This is a genomic window from Pseudomonas sp. B21-009 (assembly GCF_024749345.1).
Lineage (GTDB): Bacteria > Pseudomonadota > Gammaproteobacteria > Pseudomonadales > Pseudomonadaceae > Aquipseudomonas.
Window position 1 is genome coordinate 1,357,586 of the sequence record NZ_CP087199.1, and the last position, 17,206, is coordinate 1,374,791.

At 62.9% G+C, this 17,206-nt stretch carries 17 protein-coding genes; 7 read left to right on the forward strand and 10 right to left on the reverse strand.

The window, feature by feature from the left end; translation table 11 throughout:
• Window positions 1–7: 7 nt before the first annotated feature.
• Window positions 8–475 (forward strand): recombination regulator RecX, encoded by a 468-nt coding sequence (gene recX / locus LOY34_RS06175; protein ID WP_045193567.1) that lies wholly within the window; start codon window positions 8–10, stop codon window positions 473–475.
• Between the two features lie 4 nt (window positions 476–479).
• On the opposite strand, the gene LOY34_RS06180 is transcribed toward recX, so the two are convergent.
• Window positions 480–1,598 (reverse strand): LOG family protein, encoded by a 1,119-nt coding sequence (locus LOY34_RS06180; protein ID WP_045193566.1) that lies wholly within the window; start codon window positions 1,596–1,598, stop codon window positions 480–482.
• A gap of 394 nt (window positions 1,599–1,992) precedes the next feature.
• On the opposite strand from LOY34_RS06180, the gene LOY34_RS06185 reads away from it, so the two are divergent.
• Window positions 1,993–2,193: a hypothetical protein gene (locus LOY34_RS06185; RefSeq protein WP_045193565.1), complete on the forward strand. Its 201-nt coding sequence runs from the start codon at window positions 1,993–1,995 to the stop codon at window positions 2,191–2,193.
• A gap of 5 nt (window positions 2,194–2,198) precedes the next feature.
• Here LOY34_RS06185 and LOY34_RS06190 read toward each other — a convergent pair whose 3' ends face one another.
• Window positions 2,199–2,615: a quorum-sensing-regulated virulence factor family protein gene (locus LOY34_RS06190; protein WP_045193564.1), complete on the reverse strand. Its 417-nt coding sequence runs from the start codon at window positions 2,613–2,615 to the stop codon at window positions 2,199–2,201.
• Between the two features lie 235 nt (window positions 2,616–2,850).
• Between LOY34_RS06190 and LOY34_RS06195 the strand changes: the two genes are divergently transcribed.
• The 3 genes from LOY34_RS06195 (at window position 2,851) to LOY34_RS06205 (ending at window position 4,914) form a co-directional block, all read left to right on the forward strand.
• Window positions 2,851–3,561 carry a tRNA-uridine aminocarboxypropyltransferase gene (locus LOY34_RS06195; protein ID WP_195885849.1) on the forward strand — a complete coding sequence of 237 codons (711 nt, stop codon included), beginning with the start codon at window positions 2,851–2,853 and terminating at the stop codon, window positions 3,559–3,561.
• A gap of 261 nt (window positions 3,562–3,822) precedes the next feature.
• The gene (gene erdR / locus LOY34_RS06200; protein ID WP_093386534.1) at window positions 3,823–4,473 is read left to right on the forward strand and encodes a response regulator transcription factor ErdR; all 651 of its coding nucleotides are present in this window, start codon (window positions 3,823–3,825) and stop codon (window positions 4,471–4,473) included.
• 75 nt (window positions 4,474–4,548) lie between these two features.
• Window positions 4,549–4,914, forward strand: a complete 366-nt coding sequence (locus LOY34_RS06205; protein WP_038996675.1) for a diacylglycerol kinase — start codon at window positions 4,549–4,551, stop codon at window positions 4,912–4,914.
• Here LOY34_RS06205 and LOY34_RS06210 read toward each other — a convergent pair.
• Window positions 4,911–5,837, reverse strand: coding sequence for a LysR family transcriptional regulator (locus LOY34_RS06210; RefSeq protein ID WP_195885850.1), 927 nt, complete (start codon window positions 5,835–5,837; stop codon window positions 4,911–4,913). The two genes, LOY34_RS06205 and LOY34_RS06210, sit on opposite strands and share 4 nt — an antisense overlap.
• Window positions 5,838–5,956: 119 nt before the next feature.
• On the opposite strand from LOY34_RS06210, the gene fpr reads away from it, so the two are divergent.
• Window positions 5,957–6,736 (forward strand): ferredoxin-NADP reductase, encoded by a 780-nt coding sequence (gene fpr, locus LOY34_RS06215; protein WP_003222277.1) that lies wholly within the window; start codon window positions 5,957–5,959, stop codon window positions 6,734–6,736.
• 224 nt (window positions 6,737–6,960) lie between these two features.
• On the opposite strand, the gene tsaA is transcribed toward fpr, so the two are convergent.
• From tsaA to rimO, 5 genes are all read right to left on the reverse strand, one after another.
• Window positions 6,961–7,656, reverse strand: coding sequence for a tRNA (N6-threonylcarbamoyladenosine(37)-N6)-methyltransferase TrmO (gene tsaA, locus LOY34_RS06220; protein ID WP_195885851.1), 696 nt, complete (start codon window positions 7,654–7,656; stop codon window positions 6,961–6,963).
• A gap of 7 nt (window positions 7,657–7,663) precedes the next feature.
• Window positions 7,664–8,125: a DUF1456 family protein gene (locus LOY34_RS06225; RefSeq protein WP_045193558.1), complete on the reverse strand. Its 462-nt coding sequence runs from the start codon at window positions 8,123–8,125 to the stop codon at window positions 7,664–7,666.
• Window positions 8,126–8,174: 49 nt separating this feature from the next.
• Window positions 8,175–8,885 (reverse strand): rRNA pseudouridine synthase, encoded by a 711-nt coding sequence (locus LOY34_RS06230; protein WP_258664386.1) that lies wholly within the window; start codon window positions 8,883–8,885, stop codon window positions 8,175–8,177.
• Between the two features lie 130 nt (window positions 8,886–9,015).
• Complete coding sequence (locus LOY34_RS06235; RefSeq protein WP_195885853.1) at window positions 9,016–9,486, reverse strand: GNAT family N-acetyltransferase; 471 nt, start codon at window positions 9,484–9,486, stop codon at window positions 9,016–9,018.
• A 91-nt stretch (window positions 9,487–9,577) separates the two neighbouring features.
• Complete coding sequence (rimO, locus tag LOY34_RS06240; protein ID WP_195885854.1) at window positions 9,578–10,915, reverse strand: 30S ribosomal protein S12 methylthiotransferase RimO; 1,338 nt, start codon at window positions 10,913–10,915, stop codon at window positions 9,578–9,580.
• A gap of 201 nt (window positions 10,916–11,116) precedes the next feature.
• On the opposite strand from rimO, the gene LOY34_RS06245 reads away from it, so the two are divergent.
• Entirely contained in the window at window positions 11,117–13,015 is a 1,899-nt protein-coding gene (locus LOY34_RS06245; RefSeq protein WP_258664389.1) for a potassium transporter Kup, read from the forward strand.
• A gap of 113 nt (window positions 13,016–13,128) precedes the next feature.
• Here the strand turns inward: LOY34_RS06245 and LOY34_RS06250 are convergent, their stop codons facing one another.
• Both LOY34_RS06250 and mprF read right to left on the reverse strand, forming a co-directional pair.
• Window positions 13,129–14,424 (reverse strand): virulence factor family protein, encoded by a 1,296-nt coding sequence (locus tag LOY34_RS06250; protein WP_195885855.1) that lies wholly within the window; start codon window positions 14,422–14,424, stop codon window positions 13,129–13,131.
• Window positions 14,424–17,066 (reverse strand): bifunctional lysylphosphatidylglycerol flippase/synthetase MprF, encoded by a 2,643-nt coding sequence (gene mprF / locus LOY34_RS06255; RefSeq protein WP_195885856.1) that lies wholly within the window; start codon window positions 17,064–17,066, stop codon window positions 14,424–14,426. The genes LOY34_RS06250 and mprF overlap by 1 nt, the downstream gene beginning before the upstream one ends.
• Between the last annotated feature and the right edge of the window lie 140 nt (window positions 17,067–17,206).

Genomic DNA, 17,206 nt, shown 5'->3' on the forward strand with positions numbered 1-17,206 from the left:
CGTACCCATGTCCGCCGTACTCGATACCCCCGTCGCCGTAAGGCGGACAGCCATGGACCTGCTCGCACGTCGCGAGCACGGTCGAGTCGAGCTGACGCGCAAGTTGCGTCAGCGCGGCGCCCCTGCCGAATTGATTGACCAGGAACTCGACCGTCTGACGGAAGAGGGCCTGCTCAGTGAAGCCCGTTACCTGGAAAGTTTCATTAGCTACCGTTCACGCTCGGGCTACGGCCCTGCGCGTATTCGTGAGGAGCTGGGCCAGCGGGGGCTGCACCGCGGTGACATTGACCAGGCCCTGCGTGAATGCGGTGTGGACTGGTCGGCGCTGTTGCAGGATGTCTGGCAGCGCAAGTTTGCCGGTCAGTTGCCTGTCGATCCGCGCAGCCGCGCCCAGCAAACCCGTTTTCTGGTTTACCGTGGTTTTTCCATGGAGTCGGTCGGCCGCCTGTTGAGCGGCCGAGGGCTGGACGACTGACGGCTCAGGTGACTTTCAACGCTTCCCTTGCCCGCTGGGTAGTGTGCATGGGCTCTGGCTTGGCCCAGTTCTCCGACAGGTTGATGAAGTCGACCAATTCGCGCAGGCGCCCCTGATCGCGCCCGTTGAAGGCGAAGGCCAGGCGGGTCAAATGACTGAAGCGCGCCTCGTCATGCTGCTCGCCGCCATAGGCGTGCTGATGGAAATTGCCGCTCAGGCGCAAGTCCGCAAATCCCTCCTGCAAGTCAAACAGTGCGGCTTCACTAAGCGGATGCTGCATGCGAATCACAAACTGGTTCTTCAGCCAGCGGCTGGAGTGGTAGTTGCTATAGAACTGGTTGATTTCTTCCACTGCCTCGTCGGCGCTGTACACCAGGCGCAGCAGTTTCATGTCGCTGGGCAGGATGTAGCGGTTCTCTTCCAGTTGGCGAGTAATAAAGTTCAGCGCCTCCTGCCAGAAGCTGCCGCCGGGCGAGTCCAGTAGCACCACTGGCACCAGCGGGCTTTTGCCGGTCTGGATCAGGGTCAGTACTTCCAGTGCTTCATCCAGGGTGCCGAAGCCGCCCGGGCACAGCACCAGGGCATCGGCTTCCTTGACGAAGAACAGCTTGCGAATGAAGAAGAAGTGGAACGGCAGCAACTTGTCGGTGCCGTCCACCGTGGGGTTGGCGTGTTGCTCGAACGGCAGAGTGATGTTGAAGCCCAGGCTGTGCTCCACCCCGGCGCCTTCATGGGCGGCAGCCATGATCCCGCCACCGGCGCCGGTGATGACCATCAGGTCGGAACGGGCCAGAGTCGCCCCCAGTTCCCGGGCCAGGGCATACATCGGGTGTTCGATCGGCGTGCGGGCCGAGCCGAACACCGTAACCTTGCGCCGGCCTTTGTACTGTTCGAGGGTACGAAAGGCGTGATCGAGTTCGCGCAGGGCCTGCAGGGTAATCTTGGCGTTCCAGCGGTTGCGGTCGTCATGGGCCATGCGCAGGACGGTCAGCATCATGTCGCGGTACAGCGGCAGGTTGGGGCTGTTGGGCGCAACCAGGTTCAGTTGTTCTTCGATCTTGCTCAGGTCGATTCCATTGTTGCTGAAGTGACTCGATAGCAGTTCATTCGGTTGGTAAGGCATTCAAGCGTCTCCTTCTGCAGCAAAACCTCTGACCGGGCGGCAATGGGCTGCCCGGCCGCGACACTGCATGTGTCGCTGGCTGCCGTGGCTCGAGTGTGACCCCCGAGCATTGCAGTAGACCTGCAAGGTCTCAGTGCAGTGGTAATGGGTCCATACAACTTATTGTTCTTCATGGCTTCGGGTGCAGCGCAAGGCATCCATGGGCAACCCCCTTTGCTTGCCCAAAAATTACAGGGTGGTTGCTATCAATCTAGACCCTGGCGCGTGTTTATGCCGAATGATCCGCGCAGTATCGCGCCGCAGTGGAACCGCTCGTCAGCTGGGATCCAATCATTGTGAGGGTCTGGTTAACTGAAGCTCAGAGCGAGTCAGCGCGATGCAGGGAGGCTGCAGCATGCAACGGCTTAACCTTGAGCTCGACGAGCAGCTATTCCAGATGCTTCAGAGCGCGGCGCAGGCCAACAACCTGAGCCTTGAACAGGAGTGCCTGCGACGGCTGGGGGGAGGGGAGCGGCACTCGCGGTACATCCAGGCCCTGGTGGCCGAACTGCGCGCCGATGAAAAACAGCGGCGCGACAGGGAGCGGGTTGCCTAAGGCCGTTACTTCTTGAGCTTCAGGCCGCAGCTGGCGGCATTGAAGGCCTGTTCGCTGACCGGGCGGTTGGTCTTGTACTCGGTGAAGCGATAGGTCAGCACCGCGCCTTTTTCCATCAGCAGGCGATAACCGGTGTTCTTGCACACGCTGTCACCCAGTTGGCTGCGTACTCGGTTGGGGTCGGCCTGCATCTTTTGCGCATGGCTTGGCAGCACGCTCAGGTGGTTGATCAGTTGCTTGCCTTCGACGGTGTAGCCCTGGTCGAGGATGTCTTCGTTGATCGCCCGCGGCGTGCCGACGCTGCTTTGCGTGGCAACTTTTTGCAGCATCCGGCTCAGCTCGTACTCCTGCTTGGACGCGGCATTGGCCGCCAGGGGCAGGGCGAGCAACAGGCTCAGGGACGGGACGATGAAACGCAGCATGAATCTCTCCTGGTTCGGTAACTGGCAATTGGACCAACAACGGCGCACGGTGTTCCGTCACGGCGCAACGGCAAGGCCAGCGGGTAGCGACAGGTGGAAGATTATAAGGAGTCGCTGCTTTAGCTGCACGGCAAATCCAGTCTACCCGTAGGCAGGCTCTGATAAACTGCCCGGGATTTCCGTCTTGCCGAGTCCGTGCAGTGCCATCCCTTTATTGCCCACGTTGTGCCCAGTCATGAGCCATGCCGTATCGCGTCTGCGCGCCGAGCGCCTGGCGCGCAGTGTCAAACCCTTCGTTGCCCGTGGTTCGCGGGCGCCGCGCTGCCCGCAGTGCCGGGTGATCCCCAGTTATTGCCTGTGCGCCTGGCGCCCGCAAGTACCGGCTGATTCGGGCATCTGCCTGCTGATGCATGACACCGAGCCACTCAAGCCGACCAACACCGGCTGGCTGATCGCCGACCTGATCGCCGACACCTCGGCCTTTGGCTGGCAGCGTACGGTGGTCGACGAGACTTTGCTGGCCTTGCTCGAGCAGCCGCACTGGCAGCCGTACATTGTTTTCCCTGGCGAGTTCGTCGAGCCAGGGCGGGTGGTCAACGAGGTGCAGCGGGTACCGGGCAAGCGCCCGCTGTTCATCCTGCTGGACGCCACCTGGACCGAAGCGCGCAAGATGTTTCGCAAAAGCCCGTACTTGAACCGCTTCCCGGTCCTGAGCCTGCAGCCCGAGCAGATTTCGCGCTACCGCCTGCGTCGCTCCAAGCGCGACGATCACTTCTGCACCGCCGAAGTGGCCGCCATGTGCCTGGAGCTGGCCGGTGATCAACGTGCAGCCGAGGCACTGGATGCCTACCTGGACGTGTTCACCACCCATTACCTGAGTGCCAAGCATCAACTGCCACTGGATGAGCAGGACACCGTGCACCAGCGTTTGCATACCTTCCTATAGTACAAGGGGCAGGCGCGGCACTTTGCGGCATAATGGGCAGATTGGTGGCCAGGGTGGGCGAGCAGGGCGGGTATTGAGCTTGACCACCCGGTCCTGGCTCGGCATCCTTGGCGCCGATTCGAGCACGACGATGGCTTGAAACGCTGTTTTTCCTGGCCTCGATGTGCCGTTTGGGCAGACGGCGTTGCCGTCGCCTCGAGTTGCCCGCCAGGCGCCTATTCTTCCTTTCCTGCGCCTGCACAGAACAGGATCATTAGATCGATGGCCACATACGAAATCCTGATTGCCGATGACCACCCGCTATTTCGCAGCGCACTGCGCCAGGCCGTTACCCTGGGGCTGGGCCCGGATGTACGCCTAGTCGAGGTGGCAAGCATCGCCGAACTGGAAACCCGCCTGACCGAAAAAGCCGACTGGGACCTGGTGCTGCTGGACCTGAACATGCCGGGCGCCTACGGCTTCTCCGGGCTGGTGTTGCTGCGCGGGCAGTACCCGCAGATTCCGGTGGTGATGGTCTCGGCTCAGGAAGAAGCCGCGGTCGTGGTCAAGTCCCGCGAATTCGGCGCCAGTGGCTTCATTCCCAAATCAAGCCCGCTGGAAGTGATTCAGGACGCAGTGCAGAAGGTTCTCGATGGCGAGGTCTGGTGGCCGCCGCAGGCGTTCGAAAAAGTCGATGTGTCCGCTGAGGCCAAGGCCGCCAGTGAAGGGCTTGCCAGCCTGACGCCGCAACAGTTCCGGGTTTTGACCATGGTCTGCGAAGGGCTGCTGAACAAGCAGATTGCCTACGAACTGAGCGTGTCGGAAGCGACCATCAAGGCCCATGTGACGGCGATTTTCCGTAAGCTGGGCGTGCGGACCCGGACCCAGGCCGCTTTGTTGCTGCAACAACTGGAATCGGTTTCGGCCACTTAAGGCCATTGGCCTTCACGCTTTTTTGACTGTACCTACACTAGGCTGCAGCGTTTTCAGTGGATGAAGTGACCTTCTATGTCGTCGCCTTTCAAGGGCCAGACCGGCCTTAAACGTATTTTCAACGCCGCCGGCTATTCGTTCGATGGCCTGCGTGCTGCGTTCACCGGTGAGGCAGCGTTCCGTCAGCTGGTGCTGCTCAACGTTGTGTTGATTCCGGTGGCCTTCTGGCTGGATGTCAGCCGTGCCGAGCGGGCGATCCTGATCGCCGTGTGTTTGCTGGGGCTGATCGTCGAATTGCTCAATTCGGCGGTGGAGGCAGCGATCGACCGCATTTCCCTCGATCGCCACCCGTTGTCGAAGAACGCCAAGGACATGGGCAGTGCCGCCCAGTTCGTGGCCTTGAGCATGGTTGGCCTGACCTGGGCGGTGATCCTGCTTTAAGCGATGGTCGGCAGAACGATCTCGTCGCTGCGGCTGACGCCTTCGGTAAAGCTGCGGCACAGTTCGAGAAACTCGCGCATGGCGGAGGTCTGGTACTTCTGCTTGTGCCAGATGAAGAAGAACTGCCGGGCCAGGTCCAGTTCGGGGGTTTCCACCGGCACCAGGCTGCCGCGGCGAAATGCGTCGCGCAGGGCCAGGCGCGAGATGCAGCCAATGCCCAGGCCCGACTCGACCGCGCGCTTGATCGCCTCGGTGTGTTCCAGCTCCAGGCGTATGTTGAGGCTGGAGCGGTGGTGACGCATGGCCTGATCGAAGGTCAGGCGGGTGCCCGAGCCCTGTTCACGCAGGATCCAGGCCTCATGGGTGAGTTCTTCCATGCTCGCCTGGCCGCGTTTGGCCAAGGGGTGCTGCGGCGCACAGAACACCACCAGCTCGTCCTCGACCCACGGCTGCACTTCCAGGTCCGGGTGGTTGCAGTCGCCTTCAATTAGACCCAGATCAATTTCGTAATGGGCAACCTGTTGCACGATATGCGCAGTGTTCTGTACATGCAGCTTCACCTGGCTCTCCGGGTGGATCTGCATGAAGCTGCCGATCAGCAGGGTGGCCAGGTAATTGCCGATGGTCAGGGTCGCGCCCACCGCCAGCGAGCCGAAACCGGACTTGCCGTTGAGCAGGTCCTCGATTTCCTTGGCCTGGTCGAGCAGGGCCACCGCCTGGGGCAGCAGTTGATGGCCCAGAGCGTTGAGGCTCAGGCGTTTACCGGCGCGGTCGAACAGCTGGCAGCTGGACTGGCGCTCAAGTTCGGTGATCGATGTACTGGCGGCCGATTGCGATAACGCCAGTATTCCGGCGGCCCGCGAGACGCTTTGGTACTGGGCCACGGCAACGAACACCTGGAGCTGACGAAGGGTAAATCGCATATCTATATAACCGATAAGACATATCTTGATAATTCATTTAACAGATATTGTCGCTGGCACTAAACTATTGCGCAATCGCGCTCTCGCTTAGCGCCGCGTTTTTCTTCAGGAGCCCGTACATGAGCAACATGAACCACGAACGTGTCCTCAGTGTTCACCACTGGAACGACACCCTGTTCAGCTTCAAGTGCACCCGCGATCCGGGCCTGCGCTTCGAGAACGGTCAGTTCGTGATGATCGGCCTGCAACAGCCAAACGGCCGCCCGCTCATGCGCGCCTACTCGATCGCCAGCCCGAACTGGGAAGAGCATCTGGAGTTCTTCAGCATCAAGGTGCCGGACGGCCCGCTGACCTCCCAGTTGCAGCACCTGAAGGAAGGCGATGAAATCATCATCAGCAAGAAGCCTACCGGCACCCTGGTACTCGACGACCTGAACCCGGGCAAGCACCTGTACCTGCTCAGCACCGGCACTGGCCTGGCGCCGTTCATGAGCGTCATCCAGGACCCGGAAACCTACGAGCGCTTCGAAAAAGTCATCCTGGTCCACGGCGTGCGCTACGTCAACGAAGTCGCCTACCGCGAATTCATCACCGAGCACCTGCCGCAGAACGAGTTCTTCGGTGAAGCGCTGCGTGACAAGCTGATCTACTACCCGACCGTGACCCGCGAGCCATTCGAGAACCAGGGCCGCCTGACCGACCTGATGCGCAGCGGCAAGCTGTTCAGCGACATCGGCCTGCCGCCGATCAACCCGCAGGACGACCGCGCGATGATCTGCGGTAGCCCGAGCATGCTCGACGAGACCAGCGAAGTGCTCGACAGCTTCGGCCTGAAGATCTCGGCGCGTATGCGTGAGCCGGGTGATTACCTGATCGAGCGTGCATTCGTCGAGAAGTAAGACATTGAATACAAAAAAAGCAGGCTTCGGCCTGCTTTTTTTTTGTGCCTGAAGTAGCGGGTCTGCATGCCGCGGACTTGTGGGAGCGGGCCTTGCCCCGCGATCGAGCGCGAAGCGGTCGCAATCTAGGCAATACCTGATGTGCTGGCTGTACTGGCCTCATCGCGGGTCAAGCCCGCTCCCACTGGCTCGCCAGCCAGGCCCAATGAAGCGCAGGACGTTAACTACAGGTCCAGCACCACTTCCAGCACCCGGATCTGATCCGGGTGCGGGTAGTGCCAGCGCACCTGCACATCCCAGAACCTAACCCCGTACACGCGCTCGGGCGGGGGTACCTGGTAGGCCGGGCGCGGGTCCTGGGCCAGGCATTGTTCGATCAGCTCCACCAGCGGCTCGGCCAGGCGCAAGGCGTGCTCGCGGGCCTGGGGCAGGGCAGTATCGCTCCAGCTCACGGCAATCGGCGCAGGTGGCGCGTCAGCCATCTGGTTGGTCGCGTCGGCCACGGCATCGGCGTAGGGCACGTAAGGCTTGATATCCAATACCGGGGTGCCATCAAGCAGGTCGATGCCCGACAGCCACAAGCGGTCAGCCTCGACCTTCTCCAGCCTGACCACCGACTGACCGATGCCATTGGGCCGGTGGGTGGCACGGGTGGCAAACACACCCATGGACTTGTTGCCCCCCAGCCGAGGCGGGCGCACCTTCAACCGCGGTTTGTCTTCCAGCGCCTGGTGGAACAGGAACAGCAGCCAGACATGGCTGACCTGCTCAAGGCCGGCAACGGCCTCACCGTTGTCGTAGGGTGACAGCAGCTCCAGCACGCCACGGGCGGCCGGCGCCAGTTGCGGCTGACGCGGAATGGCGAACTTTTCCTTGAAGCAGGAGCGCACGTGGCCGATGGGAGCAACGCTGTAGTTCATCGTCGGCTCAGCCACGAACCCGCAGGGTCAGGCCCTTGAGGAAGTTGCGCAGCAACTGGTCGCCGCACGGGCGGTAGTTGTTGTGCCCGACCTTGCGGAACAGGGCGCTGAGCTCTGGCTTGGACACCGGGAAGTCGGCGGCCTTGAGAATCGCGTGCAGGTCGTCCTCTTTAAGCTCGAAGGCCACGCGCAGCTTCTTCATGACGATGTTGTTGGTCACCGGCAGTTCGACCGGCAGCGGCGCACGGCTGTCGTCCTTGCCGCGCTTGAAGATCACCAGGCCATCTAGAAAGTGCGCAATGACCTCATCGGGGCAGCGCACGAAGCCTTCCTCTTCTTCCTTCTTGAGGTAGGTGGCGATATCGGCGGTGGATACTTCGAAGCCGCTCAGCTTGATGATATCGGTGAGCTTGGCGTCGTTGACGTCCAGCAGGTAGCGCAGGCTGCGCAGTACATCGTTGTGAATCATGGGGACAATCCTGTTCAGGGGCGCCGCCTGGGTGGCGGCGCCGTGTTGCTTAGAATCTTTCGCTGGCGGCCAGGTAGCGCCACTGGCCCAGCGGCAGCTTGCTCATGGCGACGCCACCGAGGCGGATGCGGCGCATGCTCACCGGGGTGACGCCGACACTGCGGCAGAGCAGGTCGATGAGCCCGGCAGGCGGGTTTTTCAGGACCATGCGCAGGCGCGTCTCGTTCTGCCAGCTGGCCTTGATCTTCGGCAGCTCATTGCCTTTCCAGGTGAAGCCGCGGTTCAGCCGCTCAAGGCCGTGGGCAATCATTTCGCCAGTCACTTCGACGATGTATTCCTGTTCAAGCTTGGCCAGGTCAGCATCGAGCTTGCGCGTCACGCGCCAGTCCTGGGTGAACACCTGCAGGCCGCTGGCGCCTTCTTGCAGCGGCGCGGAGCAGCTCAGGCGGGCGAAGTGGCCCTTGAGCGGACGACGGCTGTAGCTGTGCTCCGGCGAGAGGCTGTCGGCGCTGATGCTGGCGCAGGCGGCATCGACGTCGAGCCCGGCGGGCTGGTTGAGCAGCAGGGTGACCGGCTCCAGGGCTTCGGCCTTGGCGCCCTGGCGCAGTTCGACCTTGTGATCGGTGACCTTGAATTGCGGCTCGTCGATCACGGTGCCGTTCACCGTGACCCAGCCGCCCTCGATGTACAGCTCGGCCTCGCGCCGGGAGCAACCGACCAGTTCGATAAGGCGTTTGGAAAGGCGAATGGGTTCAGACATGACGACAGCCGTAGACACAGGGAAAGGTGCCTATTGTAACTGCCTGGACGGGCTTGGGGCCGGTAACATTCGTCGATCCGGCCATTAATCTGCGCTTTCGCGGCATTTCAGAGGGGGATTACACAAGCCTTCAGTCGGTGCGGACAGACTGCGTACGAATTAGCCTCATGTGAAGTAGGGGGTAGGGCTGGCCCATGCCGTCCGTTTCTGAGCGGCCGACCACTTCAAAGCCCTGGCGCAGGTAGAAGCCCAGGGCCTGGGCATTCTGTTCGTTGACGTCCAGTTGCTCGGCGTGCAGCTCGTCGATGGCCACCCGCAGCAGCCTTGCGCCCAGGCCCTGGCCGCGCGCCTCGGGGTCGATGAAGAGCATCTCCACCCGTCCGCCAGCGACCCCGGCAAAGCCGCGGATGCGCTGGCTGGCGTCCTTGCAGCAAATCAGCATTACCGCGTCCAGGTACTGGTTCAGCAGCAGCTCACGCAGCAGGCAGATGTAGCTGTCGGGGAGAAAGTCGTGGGTGGCGCGCACCGACGCTTCCCACACCCGCGCCAGCTCCGGGTAGTCGCGCAGGCCGGGTGTCTGCACGGTCATGCGCCTGCGCATTACGATGGTCTCCTCGTGGCGATTGAGGAAACGATAGTTGCAAAAAAAAGCCCCGCCATCGCTGGCAGGGCATTTTTTTATTGGCGCCGGATCAGATCGGTTCGGCCCACATATCGTACTCGTCGGCGTCGGTCACCCGGCAGCGAACGGTGTCGCCCGGCTTGAAGCCGTGGTTGCCATCGATGAACACGTTGCCGTCGATTTCCGGAGCATCGAAGAAGCTGCGGCCGACCGAGCCTTCGTCTTCGACTTCATCGATCAGCACGTCGATTTCCTTGCCGATGCGCAGTTGCAGGCGGGCGGTGCTGATCGCCTGCTGGTGGGCCATGAAGCGATCCCAGCGCTCCTGCTTGATGTCGTCCGGCACTTCGTCCAGGCCCAGGTCGTTGGCCGGGGCGCCTTCGACCGGCGAATACTGGAAGCAGCCGACGCGATCGAGCTGGGCTTCGGTCAGCCAGTCGAGCAGGTACTGGAAGTCTTCTTCGGTTTCACCCGGGAAGCCGACGATGAAGGTCGAACGGATCACCAGTTGCGGGCACTGCTCGCGCCAGCTCTTGATGCGCGCCAGGGTGCGGTCTTCGAACGCCGGGCGTTTCATCGACTTGAGCACTTTCGGGCTGGCGTGCTGGAACGGGATGTCCAGGTACGGCAGGATCTTGCCGGCCGCCATCAGCGGGATCACGTCGTCGACGTTCGGGTACGGGTACACATAGTGCAGGCGCACCCAGGCGCCGAGGCTGCTCAGCGCTTCGCACAGCTCGAGCATGCGCGTCTTGACCGGGCGGCCGTTCCAGAAGTCGGTCTTGTACTTGACGTCGACGCCGTAGGCGCTGGTGTCCTGGGAGATCACCAGGATTTCCTTGACCCCGGCCTTGACCAGGCGCTCGGCCTCGCTCAGCACTTCGCCGACCGGACGGCTGACCAGCTTGCCACGCATCGACGGGATGATGCAGAAGCTGCAGCTGTGGTTGCAGCCCTCGGAAATCTTCAGGTAGGCGTAGTGGCGCGGGGTCAGCTTGACGCCCTGTGGCGGCACCAGGTCGATCAGCGGGTTGTGGTCCTGGCGCGGCGGCACGACTTCGTGCACGGCATTGACCACCTGCTCGTACTGCTGCGGGCCGGTTACCGAGAGCACGCTGGGGTGCACGTCACGGATGCTGCCTTCCTCGACACCCATGCAGCCGGTGACAATGACCTTGCCGTTTTCCTTGATGGCTTCGCCAATCACTTCCAGGGACTCGGCCTTGGCGCTGTCGATGAAGCCGCAGGTGTTGACCACCACTACGTCGGCGTCCTCGTAGGTGGGCACGACTTCATAACCTTCCATGCGCAGCTGGGTCAGGATGCGCTCGGAATCGACCAGGGCCTTGGGGCAACCCAGGGAAACGAAGCCGACCTTGGGCGTGGTGGGCGTAGGAGTGGTGGACATGGCTAACCTCGGTATTGAAGGGCTTGCCTGGCCGGGCCGGCGGGCAAACCTGATGGGCGCTTTGGGCGCCTCTGATCAAAAAGTGCGCAATTCTAGCGAGCGCAAAGTCACTTGACCAGCAGAAATACGACGAACGCTCAGCTATGCTTCGCGGCAGTGTGCCTGTGTCTGGTGCAAGGGGCCTGGTGGCGGGAGTGATGGATGGTTCAGGCAAGTAGTCAGGCCGATTCCGGGCATTCGGTGGCAAAGCCGTTGAGCCTGCTGGTGGCAGCCGTCGGAGTGGTTTACGGCGATATTGGCACCAGCCCCTTGTATACCCTCAAGGAGGTGTTTTCGGGCGGTTACGGCGTACCGGTCAATCATGATGGGGTGCTGGGCATCCTCGGCCTGATCTTCTGGTCGCTGATCTGGGTGGTGACGATCAAGTACGTGGTGTTCATCCTGCGCGCCGACAACCAGGGCGAGGGCGGCATCATGGCCCTGACCGCCCTGGCCCGGCGCGCCTCGGCGCCGTACCCCAAGCTCAAGGCGCTGATGGTCGGCTGCGGCCTGATCGGCGCGGCGCTGTTCTACGGCGACAGCATGATCACCCCGGCGATTTCGGTATTGTCGGCGGTAGAGGGCCTGGAGCTGGCCTTCGATGGCATCGACCACTGGGTGATACCGGTGGCGTTGATCGTGCTGGTGGCGCTGTTCCTGATCCAGAAGCATGGCACGGCGCGCATTGGCATCCTCTTTGGTCCGGTGATGGTCACCTGGTTCGTGGTGCTCGGCGCTCTGGGCGTGCATGGCATCGCCCAGAGCCCGGAGGTGCTCAAGGCTTTCAACCCGGTGTGGGCCGTGCGCTTCTTTATTGTTCACCCGGGCATGGGCGTGGCGATTCTTGGCGCCGTGGTGCTGGCCCTGACCGGCGCTGAAGCACTGTATGCCGACATGGGCCACTTTGGCCGCAAACCCATTGCCCTCGCCTGGTTTGCCCTGGTGCTGCCGGCGCTGGTGCTCAACTATTTCGGCCAGGGCGCGCTGTTGCTGCAAAACCCGGAGGCAGCGCGCAACCCGTTCTATCTGCTGGCGCCGAACTGGGCGTTGATACCGTTGGTCGGTTTATCCACCCTGGCCACGGTGATTGCCTCCCAGGCGGTGATTTCCGGGGCCTTCTCCCTGACCCGCCAGGCCATCCAGCTTGGCTATGTGCCGCGTATGCAAATCCAGCACACCTCCAGTGACGAACAGGGGCAGATCTATATAGGTGCGGTGAACTGGTCGCTGATGGTCGGGGTGATCCTGCTGGTGCTGGGCTTCGAGTCTTCCGGGGCGCTGGCCTCGGCCTATGGCGTGGCAGTGACTGGCACCATGTTGATGACCACGCTGCTGGTGTCGACGGTGATGTTGTTGCTGTGGAAATGGCCGCCGCTGCTGGCGGTGCCGATTTTGCTGGGCTTTCTCTTTGTCGATGGCCTGTTCTTTGCCGCCAACGTGCCGAAAATCGTTCAGGGCGGGGCTTTTCCGGTGCTGGCGGGGATTGTCCTGTTTGTCTTGATGACCACCTGGAAGCGCGGCAAGCAGATTCTGGTCGAGCGCCTGGACGAAGGCAGCCTGCCGTTGCCGTTGTTCATCAGCAGCATTCGCGTGCAGCCGCCGCATCGGGTCGAAGGCACGGCGGTGTTTCTCACCGCACGGGCGGATGCCGTGCCTCACGCGTTGTTGCATAACATGCTGCACAACCAGGTGCTGCACTCGCAGGTGGTGCTGTTGACCGTGGTCAGCGAGGACACCCCGCGGGTGCCGGCGCAGCAGCGCTTCGAGGTCGAGGCGTATGGCGAGGGTTTCTACCGGGTGCTGTTGCACTTTGGCTTCATGGATGAGCCGGATGTGCCGGCGGCATTGAAGCTCTGTCACCTGGAAGGGCTGGATTTCAGCCCGATGCGCACGACCTATTTCCTCAGCCGCGAAACGGTGATCCCGTCGCGGCTGGTGGGCATGTCGCGCTGGCGGGGGCTGCTGTTTGCCTTCTTGCTGAAGAATGCCAACGGCAACCTGAGGTTTTTCAACTTGCCGTTGAACCGGGTGATCGAACTTGGCACTCAGGTAGAGATATAGGGAGCTACAAGCTACAAGCTACAAGCCTCAAGCTGCAAGCTAGAGCCGTGCGCGCTTGGCTCTAGCTTGCAGCTTGAGGCTTGTAGCTTGCAGCTGCGCGCCGGGGGCGCGCTTCAATCCTGCTCGGCGACGCGGGTCTTGCCCTGGCGGTTCTCGATATCGCCGATCAGGCGCTTGGCCAGCGCCGGGTAGTTCTCGTCGAAGTGATGCCCGCCAGGCAGCTTCAGGCGCTCGCCGACTGCAGTATGGTCGGTACAGCCGCTCTCGTCGGCCTCTTCCTCGCCATACACGCAGACCACTTTGGACGCTGGCAGCCTGGCCATTTCCGGCCCGGTCGGTGCCTCTTTGCCAGCATTGCCCAGCCAGCCCTCGACTTCGATCTCGAAGCTGCCGCTGCGGGCAAAGGCCAGCAGGATCACGGCATCGATGCGCTTCTGGTCTTCGGCCGGCAAGCGGTTGTAGATCGCCGGCAAGACGTCGGCGCCGAACGAGTAGCCGGTCAGCACGAAACGCTTGGTGCCCCATTTCTGCCGGTAGTGCTGCATCAGCTCGGAGAGGTCGATGGCGCTTTGTTCCGGAGTCTTGTGCTGCCAGTAGTAGCGCAGGGTGTCGATGCCCACCACCGGATAGCCGAGCTTGGCCATCTCGCCGGCGACGTCGCGGTCCAGGTCGCGCCAACCGCCATCGCCCGAGAGAAACAGGGTGACGGTGTCGGTGGTTTGCCCGGCAGGTACTTCGACTACCGGGATGCTCATGGCGTTGCCGTCCTCACCCACCAGTGCCTGGGTCAGTTGCGCCTTGAGTACCTGCGGCAGGTGGATGTCGTAGTCGCTGATGCTGGTCTCGGCATTGGCCTGGTCGCGCACGAAGGCGGCGCTGGCGTCATCCGGGTTGTCGTTCCAGGCCACGCTCCAGTGGCCGTGGGCGGCGGACTTGGGCAGCGGGGTGGCGCAGCCGGGTTGTTCGAGGTTGAAGTCCACCGAGATGGCCAGGGCCTTGTCATCGCTCTGGCTGGCCAGCCAGCTCCAGGCCTGGGCTGCGCCCGGGCCGATACCGGCTACCAGGGTCGGCGCGCCCTTGAGTTGCTGCATGGCTTGCTGCAGCGCCTGTTGCTGCTTGCTGCAATCGGCTGGCGGCAGGATTACCTGGACCATCTGCGCCTCGCCGCTCTGGCTCAGGTCGAGCAGTTGCTTGTCGCTCAGGGCCTGGTCCTGGGGCACGGCGATGGCCACGCGGGCCTTGGCCCGGGTGCCGGGGTTGACCCGGACCAGGCTGCTGCCATCGGCCAGGCTCAGGTGCTCAAGGGAGGCTTCGGGGGCCGGCCGGGTCCACAGCCAGAAGCCAAGGGCGGCAGCCAGCAAGGCCAGCAGCAGGGGAAGCAGCAGGTACAGCCAGTAGCGTCGAATCATCAGCGTTTCACCAATCCAGTCAGGCCGCCCGCGATCAGGGCGGCGGTGTCGGCCAGTGCCACCAGCGGATCGAGTCCGGCCGGCACGGCCATGTAGCGAGGTTCCCAGTCCGGTTGGAACTTGTCCTTGAAGCGGCGCAGGCCCTGGAAGTTGTAGAGCTGCTCGCCGCGCTGGAACACCATCGAGCCCAGGCGCTGGGTCAGCGGTGCGCCGCGCCGTGGTTGCAGCCCGGAGAGTGGCACCATGCCCAGGCTGAAGCGCCCATAGCCGTGCTGCTTATAGTGTTGGATCAGGCCGATCATCATGAATTCCATGGTCAGCTTGGGCGCCTGCGGGTGGGCGCGCATCAGGTCGAGGCTGGCCAGCTCCAGGCTGCGGGTTTCCAGGAGGTTGGCAAAGGCCACCGGGCGCCCTTCGAAACGGATCAGGGCAATCCGGAAGTGCTGCAGGTACTCCGGGCTGAAACGGCCGAGGGAGAAGCCTTTCTCGCGCACGTTCTTGCCAGTGAGCCAGGCGTCGGAGATGGTCTTGAGTTCTTCCAGCGGAGCCTGCCCCGGCTCGTGCACTTCCAGGCTCAGGCCGTCGCGGCCGCCGCGGTTCCAGGTGTAGCGCAGGTCTTTCATCTCCTTGCCCTTGGCTTCTAGGTCAAAGCGCTTGAGGTCGACCCGGGCTTCTTCGCCCAGTTTGATCGCGGTCAGGCCGATGTCCATATAGAAGGGCAGGTTCTCGGCCCGAACCTGGTAGAACACCGGGCGGGCATGGTGTACATCGCACAGGTCGCGGAACTGCCAGATCATTTCGGCGCGCTCGTGGGCCGGGCCGATCGGGTCGTACAGCGCCACCAGGCTGCGGCCGCGACGTGCATACATAAGGAAGGCATCGTCGTTGGGGTGGAACAGCAAGGCTTTGTCGCCAGTCAGGGCCAGGCCGCCGTCGGGTTGGTCGGAGGCTTGCAGGATGGCGTTGGCGCGTTGCAGCTCGTCGGCGCTGGGCAGGTGAATAACCGGGCGCGCGGTGCGCAGCAGCCAGGTCAGGGCGACGATCACCAGCAGTACCGCGCTGCCCAGGGCCGAGCGCAAGCCGCGTGGGGCATCGGCGTCGAGGGTGAATTGCCACCACAGCTGATGGCTGTAGGGCACATCCTGATAGGCAAACAGCAGCAGCCACACCGAAGCGCCCAGTACACAGGCGCTGGCCGCCAGGTAAACCGGCGAGAACGGCAGTTCGAGCAAGCGGCTGGGGCGATAGAAGGAACGGCGGAACACCGCCAGCAGGCAGGCGGTGAAGGTCAGGATGCTGGCTTCTTCCCAGTCGAAACCTTTGAGCAGCGAGAGCAGGGCGCCGACCAGCAGCAGGACGGTGGTCAGGATCCAGGCAGCCGACAGGCGCCGGCGCAGGCCCTGGGCCAGCAGCAGGCAGAGGACGCCAATCAGGCTGGCGCCGAAGTGCGACGCGTCGATCAACCGGTGCGGTACGAGGAAGCCCAGATGCTCCAGACGCTCGTCGATTTCCGGGGTGGCGCCGGAAAACAGCAGCACCACGCCGGAGAGAAACACCAGCACCGCCAGCACCGGGGCTGCGAGCCCGGAAGCGGCCCTGATCGCTTGCTGGGCAAACAGCAGGCGCTTGGCTTCGCTGGCCAGCAGCAGGACGCAGGCCAGCAGCAGTGGCAGCACCACATAGATCAGGCGATAAAGCAGCAACGCGGCGGCCAGTGGCGCGGCGCCGAGCTTGTCGGCAAAGGCCGCCAGCAGGATCGCCTCGAACACCCCGACGCCACCGGGCACATGGCTGAGCACCCCGGCCGCCAGCGCCAGCAGGTAGACCAGCAAGAAGGCGCCAAACGGCGGCGCCTCGGGCAGCAGCAGGTACAGCACGGTGGCGGCAGCGGCTACGTCCAGGGCAGTAATGAGCAGTTGCAGCAGGGTCAGGCGTGCGCCCGGCAAGCGCAGAGTACGCCGGCCTACTTGTACCAGCAGGTTGTCAGCCTGGGGTTGTTCGGGCAGGCGACGACGATAAAGGCCATAGACCAGTGCGCCGCTCAAGCCCAGTACCGCCAGGGCGATCGCTGCCAGCAACGCAGGCGCCAGGTGCAAGGCTGAAGCTGCAGCCGGCAAGTTGCTCAAGGTCGCCAGGGCGGCGAGCGGCGGCAACGCGCAGCCGAGGGAAAGGCTGGCAAACAGGGTCATGCGCGCCACTTCGGCGGCGCCGATGCCATGGCGCGCATACAGGCGATAGCGTACCGAGCCACCGGACAGCAGTGACAGGCCAATGGCATTGCCGATGGCAAAGGCGCTGAAGCCGCCCATTACCAGGGTGCGAGCCGGTAGCTGGACGCCGGCATAGCGGCTGGCCGACCACTCGTACCCCAGCAGGATGACGAAGCCGGCCACCGTCGCCAGCAGTGCGCCGGCCAATGCTGGCGGCGGCACGCTGAGCAGCGAATCATGCAGGGCATAGATGTCCAGTTCGCTGAGCAGGTGACGGCAGGCGATCAGGGCGACAGCGAACAGCAGCAAGGTTACGCCCAGGCCGATGGGCTGGCGGTACTTGCTCAGGCGTTCGAGCCAGCGCAGGCGTTGCTCGGCATTGGGCAATGCGGCGGTCACAGGGGCTTGTGTTTCAGGCGTCTGGGTGCGCATCAGCCACCTCGTGGCTTGCGCAGGGGAAGCAGGGTGTATCCGGTCAAAGTACCAATCCCTTTGGAAGCGTAATGTCCGATATGATCGGGCCGCTGAGCACCTTGAGGATAGTTAAAGAAGTTTCATATTGCCTGAGCGGC

What these genes read in the sequence shown, in the direction of transcription:
- recX (WP_045193567.1), top strand. Translation starts at nt 8, where the DNA reads ATGTCCGCCGTACTCGATACCCCCGTCGCCGTAAGGCGGACAGCCATG.
- LOY34_RS06180 (WP_045193566.1), bottom strand. Translation starts at nt 1,598, where the DNA reads ATGCCTTACCAACCGAATGAACTGCTATCGAGTCACTTCAGCAACAAT.
- LOY34_RS06185 (WP_045193565.1), top strand. Translation starts at nt 1,993, where the DNA reads ATGCAACGGCTTAACCTTGAGCTCGACGAGCAGCTATTCCAGATGCTT.
- LOY34_RS06190 (WP_045193564.1), bottom strand. Translation starts at nt 2,615, where the DNA reads ATGCTGCGTTTCATCGTCCCGTCCCTGAGCCTGTTGCTCGCCCTGCCC.
- LOY34_RS06195 (WP_195885849.1), top strand. Translation starts at nt 2,851, where the DNA reads ATGAGCCATGCCGTATCGCGTCTGCGCGCCGAGCGCCTGGCGCGCAGT.
- erdR (WP_093386534.1), top strand. Translation starts at nt 3,823, where the DNA reads ATGGCCACATACGAAATCCTGATTGCCGATGACCACCCGCTATTTCGC.
- LOY34_RS06205 (WP_038996675.1), top strand. Translation starts at nt 4,549, where the DNA reads ATGTCGTCGCCTTTCAAGGGCCAGACCGGCCTTAAACGTATTTTCAAC.
- LOY34_RS06210 (WP_195885850.1), bottom strand. Translation starts at nt 5,837, where the DNA reads ATGCGATTTACCCTTCGTCAGCTCCAGGTGTTCGTTGCCGTGGCCCAG.
- fpr (WP_003222277.1), top strand. Translation starts at nt 5,957, where the DNA reads ATGAGCAACATGAACCACGAACGTGTCCTCAGTGTTCACCACTGGAAC.
- tsaA (WP_195885851.1), bottom strand. Translation starts at nt 7,656, where the DNA reads ATGAACTACAGCGTTGCTCCCATCGGCCACGTGCGCTCCTGCTTCAAG.
- LOY34_RS06225 (WP_045193558.1), bottom strand. Translation starts at nt 8,125, where the DNA reads ATGATTCACAACGATGTACTGCGCAGCCTGCGCTACCTGCTGGACGTC.
- LOY34_RS06230 (WP_258664386.1), bottom strand. Translation starts at nt 8,885, where the DNA reads ATGTCTGAACCCATTCGCCTTTCCAAACGCCTTATCGAACTGGTCGGT.
- LOY34_RS06235 (WP_195885853.1), bottom strand. Translation starts at nt 9,486, where the DNA reads ATGCGCAGGCGCATGACCGTGCAGACACCCGGCCTGCGCGACTACCCG.
- rimO (WP_195885854.1), bottom strand. Translation starts at nt 10,915, where the DNA reads ATGTCCACCACTCCTACGCCCACCACGCCCAAGGTCGGCTTCGTTTCC.
- LOY34_RS06245 (WP_258664389.1), top strand. Translation starts at nt 11,117, where the DNA reads ATGGTTCAGGCAAGTAGTCAGGCCGATTCCGGGCATTCGGTGGCAAAG.
- LOY34_RS06250 (WP_195885855.1), bottom strand. Translation starts at nt 14,424, where the DNA reads ATGATTCGACGCTACTGGCTGTACCTGCTGCTTCCCCTGCTGCTGGCC.
- mprF (WP_195885856.1), bottom strand. Translation starts at nt 17,066, where the DNA reads ATGCGCACCCAGACGCCTGAAACACAAGCCCCTGTGACCGCCGCATTG.